The sequence below is a fragment of the Fusibacter tunisiensis genome (assembly GCF_016908355.1).
Lineage (GTDB): Bacteria > Bacillota > Clostridia > Peptostreptococcales > Acidaminobacteraceae > Fusibacter_D > Fusibacter_D tunisiensis.
In genome coordinates this window covers 1-5167 of the sequence record NZ_JAFBDT010000047.1, presented here as the reverse complement: position 1 = coordinate 5167, position 5167 = coordinate 1, and the positions used below count along the sequence as shown (strand labels likewise).

The window sequence follows — 5167 nt, the reverse complement described above, 5'->3', positions numbered from 1 at the left end:
GTAGATTTCTCTACTTCTTTTTGTCGTGCAATTTTTTAACTTTAATTTTATTTAGATTATTTTGTTTTTTCTATTGACTTCATATAGTTAGTCTCTTTCCATAAAAAAACTCAAAGTATAATTGAATACCTTGAGCTTTGATTTCGTACAATTACATTTATTCTATTTTAATTTGTAAGCATGTTATTCCTTACTTATGATCGGTGATATGATTAACTGTACTATCTCATATGCGGATGTTTAGACGAGTTTCCAAAGCTTTTTATGTTCTCATATTTTCATACACAGTATGATTAATCAAAGTAAATCATCTCGAAGCATATATCCTAAAACTGACTCATGTTCAACCAACCAATTTAGTATCGTAATCACATCACTTTTTATTTTTGTGTTCCTTCTTATCTCACTTCTATGTTGATTAACAAATTTTCTAATGGTTATCTCTAAATACTGTACTACATCCGCAATAATACTAATTCCATCAAAACCATTACTATTCCTAAACATATCAGCAACTATGGAAATACCCACTTTAAAATGCACTGTACCTATTCCGTTTACAAGCTTTAACATACTCCACAAAACATCAGGATGATAACTCAGCTTTTCAGCGATTTCTTTAAAATAAAGCATGTCCATTTTACTTAGACTATGCCATTCAACAGCAGCACTGTTCCATCCATTTTCACAAAGCATCAGCGTTCTAATTATCTTGCTATTCCGTCTTAAGAGATACTTTTTTTCAGTATATGTGCTAATTTCAGCGATTAGCATTTGCTTCAACGCCTTCATCCACCACCAGAAATTTTCTCGTTCTTGAAGATAATCTTCAACAATAATCATTTCTCGAGCAATATCGCACGTTACATCACTATTAACCATATTCTCAGCCACAGGTATAAAAAGTTTCTTTCTATCGACTTCACTACTTTTTAACATTAGCTCACAAAAACTTTTTATGAAACCATCAGTGCTATAGATTCTACTGTTATTCTTTTCAGCCTCATAGTAGTAATTCAGTACATCCTGAGACAAAGCATGCTTAATCTCAGTTAAGTTGTCATTTTGAATTATCGATATAATTTGAAAGCATTTCGCTTTAATATCTGGTTGAAGATTCTGTAAATCAATGCCATTTACTTCTGAATCAATTATTGCACTAGTAATCTCACTATCATAGTCTGCCGAAAATTCTCGGATTAACTTCTCGGATGAAATAGGCCTGTACTCTTCTCTAGCTTTCATTCTGTAGCAGTCAATATAATTCTTATAAAGAACGGATACGGCAGCATATTTTGACATTAATCCTTTGACAAACTCTACATAACCAAGCTCAACTATTCGTTTTAGTGCATTAATCGCATAGATGCAAAAATGATTAACTGCATCAATCGGATACTCATCAAGTAACGCTAAAATTAAAAATCTTTCTATATTATTCACAGATTCCATATTTCTAGATGTCAACAAAGGTAAAGAAGCATATGCATAGGATACTCCGTTGAAAGCATTATATTCAAAACCATCTTGATATGGTGACATCAATCCCTCAATAAGCAGATTTTCACATAGTTCGATCTGAGACTCATTTAAAATTGAATAGTAATCACGGTACATCACAGCAGGTACCATATATTTTAATTCTTTACCAGTAAGACTTGATTGTTCACCATTTTGATGCAAATCATTGAGATACTGATTAAATTCATCAAAAATTTTGGATATATCATTGTCATAGGACTTATTATGTTCGGATATATTCTTTCCTTCAAACTTTTCTCTACACCATCCTTGTAGTCCTAAGAACCTAAGCCTTTTATTATTTTCCTGTAAAATTGCTAATCTAGTTTTTTCAACGTCATTATCAAATACTGGAGTATACACCTGATATTTCTGTTCTTCAACCATAGCCTCTTGCACATCCATTTTTCTTATGTCCATTCGACCAAGACTCATTCTCCAGGTTATAGACTCTTGTATATCTTCCTTTCCCAACTCTTCGTAATGCTTATCTAAAATTGCATATAGTTCTTCAAGTCTAGATTTACTTTCTTCATCTTTTTGTTTCGAGTAATAGATGGCATAATTTGTGAACAGTTCTTCCAAAGATATCTTACGATGCTTCAATTTTCTCGACGCCTCTCTTTCATTAATGTAAAAGAGATGAGCAGGAGTCCCTCCAATCAAAAAACTTCGCTCTAAACTTAGCCTATTCTTATCAAATACAAAAAATAACTCATGTCTAAAAAGTCGCAACGCTACTTCAAACATCTGATCAGGATAAGCACAAATCATACTTGCAACAAGACCTAAGAGAATAGCCGAGTTTGTATTATCAATAATGTATATCATATATGGCATCAGAATCTCGCCACCTAAAGCATCACCAATTCTAAGCAATTCTTTTTCTAAGGCCATAAATACCGATTCCAAAACATCTGGATTGGTTTGGCTTCCTCGATAAACACACCAGAGTCTATTTGAAACCTGTATTTCTACTATTATTCCATCGCTCCTCTCGATAGGCACAGTCCATACTTCATTTTGTGAAAGTCTTGATTTTAGATAATGCTCCGTTGTATAGTTGGCAAACCAAATACAAAAATCTAATCCCTTGTTGAAATCTGCCTGAAGAATTCGTCGCACCGGAGTCTTGTACGGGCTTGATGGGTAGAAATCATGATGGCATTCATTTAATCCATAATAAGGCTCCAAACTACTACTATGCCCATATAGCCTTGAATACTTGTCCTCATTACTTTCTGTCCAATAAAGTTTCATAATCTGTATTAACTCTTCCGTTAATGCTTCTGCAATATAATTACCGCTCATATCCTCAATAATAAAATCACATAAATTATTATAAGGATCTCTATGATGGTTCCATTTATTATCAATAATCTGATCAAACACTTCTTTAAGTTCAGTTTTAATTTCATTTGAACTCATCACAATAATTCTGAGTATCTTTTTTTCAAAATCATTATTACTATGAAATACTCGCTCAGCTTGCAACCATTCATAATAGCGTAAAGCTAATACACCAGCATACCTTGCAGTATTGCCTGTAATATTATGGAATACCCAATCGTGAAGCACCTTAATAACAAATCCAATATTATCAATCTCAATTGATGATATTTCATCATGCACAAATCCAATAAATGACTTCCAACCCTCTCCAGTTGGTGCTGTTATAAGATGTAACGATTCATTGACTTTTTTAGCAAGAGCTTTAGAATACTCCATGTCAACGACTTTACATGAAGTAACCAATAATGCTGCAATTCTTTTTAGAAGGAATAACTCATTATCGAGGAGCTGATTCTTTGCGCTACTAAAAAATAATTGCGCTTGGCTTGATAGTAAAATTGATATCAAGATTTCATCTTTCCAAAAAGGTTCAACCTCCATACCACCATACACAACATCAACCATGGCTACAATTACATTCTCATCATATTCAAGCATATCCCCTAACCAATTTCGAAACGCTCTGCGTAAAGGCAGACTAGTACCAACTCGATTAAAGAATTCTTCAATATTTGTTGAAGTTCTATAGAGAATATCTACATGCTTTTCGAGTGCCCACTCTTCATAGATATCATGAGCAATAAAATAACCAGACTCGTCTTGGGCAAGTATTCCTTCATCAACAAAAATAGATGCATACTGGTTCTCTGATTCATTGTAAAATGATGACCGTGTAGCCTTTTCAGCCGCAAAATTTATGAAGAACCGCTCTCTTTCACCTTTGCCCTTTTTAATTTGTTTAATCCATAGCTCTGTCTTAAATCCCAAATAATCCAGTTCTTCATTCTCTCCATAATTCGTCAAATATTCATTTAAATAAAAAGGAATACAGATTAATTCTTGCAATCTACTTGAAGTTGGTATTTTGAAATTATGACTCTTTGCCAAAGCTTCAAGTTCTTCACTTTGAATACTATCTATTTCAATTTTTAATGGTACTATATTAAAAATATCGTTGACCATATAGCTAAGTGGTTCAACAAAGTGATTTCTAACCGTGTAAACTATTGTCCAACCACTTACAAGTAGTTTAGTCACAACATTTAAGTAAATCTCATCATCTTCTAATTCATGTAATTTTTCAGCTGAATCAATCACGAAGAACTTTTTATTAACCAACTTGTGATATTCAATAAATTCATCTACATCCAACTTCTCTAATCTGTTCTTTGACCTACCCAATAACTCGTGGGCTTTAATCAAATACATTGCACCATTGTCAGCTGATATCTCATCATACAAGTACTTCACTAAAGCAGTCTTACCATTTCCACCTGTCCCCATTAAGAAAATCATTGGTGATTCACTAGATTTTAGCTTCTGTAACTCTTCTCTTCGATTTATCTCAATATCGTGGGCATTAAATATAATCTTAGTACTTATCTTATCTAGTGAATTCTCTGTATGAGACTTCAACTCCTGCACTACATCTATTATGTTATTTTCAAATGTAAAGAAGAATTTTGAAATTTCTTCACATTCGAGCACCACAAATTCTGATTCAAAATAACTCTGAACCATCCAAACTATTTCAATATTATGTTCTTTAGCTTTTTTCTCAATCTCTATCTTTGATGCCGGTTCTTTACCTCTAGCTTGTCCCCATTCAGAATTTGTATAAATCTGAATTATCTTGATTTCTGGATAATATTTAACAGATTTCTCTACCATCTTTAAAAGATCATCCTTGTTATCGGTCAGTGACCCTTCATAAAATTTTGCTTGCCAGCCAACCAAAATACTGTCCACTTCAACTGGATCTGTTTCAATAGCGGCTTGGTTCTTATAGCGATGTATAAAATTGCAGTTATACTGTCTGCAAAAAAGCAGGTAGCAGAACCACTCGAAGTACTTTTGTGGATTACTCGTAAACTTACTTTTAAATATGTTCCAATCAGGTATAATCAAGTGTACTCACCTCTCTTCTTATATATAAAGGGATTTCAGACCAACGTTATAAAGAAATATGTAATATAGAAAAAGCACCTGTTGAATTTTATTCAATCAAGTGCTTTACTATCTTTACTATTTTGTTTTGTTGCTAACTTCTCACACTTTATCACACTCAATTGTTTGTTCCTTATTTTCCTGTATTGAAAAACAGCTCGAGCCACTGAAAACAAGCGGATTTTGT

The 5167-nt window shown here is 33.0% G+C and carries 1 protein-coding gene; it reads right to left on the bottom strand.

All coding sequences use genetic code 11. From position 1 onward, the window contains the following. Window positions 1-297 precede the first annotated feature (297 nt). Window positions 298-4941 carry an AVAST type 4 anti-phage nuclease Avs4 gene (avs4, locus tag JOC49_RS12805; protein WP_204665432.1) on the bottom strand — a complete coding sequence of 1548 codons (4644 nt, stop codon included), beginning with the start codon at window positions 4939-4941 and terminating at the stop codon, window positions 298-300. Window positions 4942-5167: the final 226 nt, after the last annotated feature.